This window comes from Aeromonas sp. QDB62 (assembly GCF_027705695.1).
Taxonomy (GTDB): Bacteria; Pseudomonadota; Gammaproteobacteria; order Enterobacterales; family Aeromonadaceae; genus Aeromonas; species Aeromonas allosaccharophila.
Genome location: NZ_JAPDCD010000139.1, coordinates 1 through 712, shown reverse-complemented (window position 1 = coordinate 712; position 712 = coordinate 1). Strand labels below are relative to the sequence as shown.

The window sequence follows — 712 nt, the reverse complement described above, 5'->3', positions numbered from 1 at the left end:
AACGTATACGTGACGGGTGAAAAGGTGCTGATCGGCTACATGCGGGTATCGAAGGCGGACGGATCCCAGTCCACCAATTTGCAACGCGATGCGCTCATCGCCGCTGGTGTGAGCCTTGCGCACCTTTACGAGGATCTGGCCTCGGGCAGGCGCGATGATCGCCCAGGGTTGGCTGCTTGCCTGAAGGCGCTTCGTGAAGGGGACACGCTGATCGTGTGGAAGCTCGATCGGCTTGGCCGTGATCTGCGCCACCTGATCAACACCGTGCACGACCTAACTGCGCGTAGCGTGGGCCTGAAGGTCCTGACCGGTCACGGTGCGGCGGTCGACACGACGACTGCCGCCGGCAAGCTTGTGTTCGGTATTTTTGCCGCGCTGGCCGAGTTCGAGCGTGAGTTGATTTCCGAGCGAACAGTCGCTGGACTTATCTCGGCGCGCGCTCGCGGCAGGAAAGGGGGGCGCCCCTTCAAGATGACCGCCGCCAAGCTACGCCTGGCGATGGCCAGCATGGGGCAACCGGAAACCAAGGTGGGCGATCTCTGCGAAGAACTCGGGATTACCCGGCAGACGCTCTACCGGCACGTGTCGCCCAAGGGCGAACTGCGGCCAGACGGCGTAAAGCTGCTCTCCCTCGGTTCAGCCGCATAAATGGAGGCGACCTGGAACGGGGCGCTGTTCAGTGCGGCAACGATCCGATTACCGGTGTCGACCC

At 62.9% G+C, this 712-nt stretch carries 1 protein-coding gene; it reads left to right on the top strand.

Translation table 11 applies throughout. The annotated features are described in order from the left end of the window. On the top strand, positions 1-648 hold a 648-nt coding region (locus OKC27_RS22790; RefSeq protein WP_442866082.1), incomplete at its 5' end, for a recombinase family protein. Positions 649-712 lie beyond the last annotated feature (64 nt).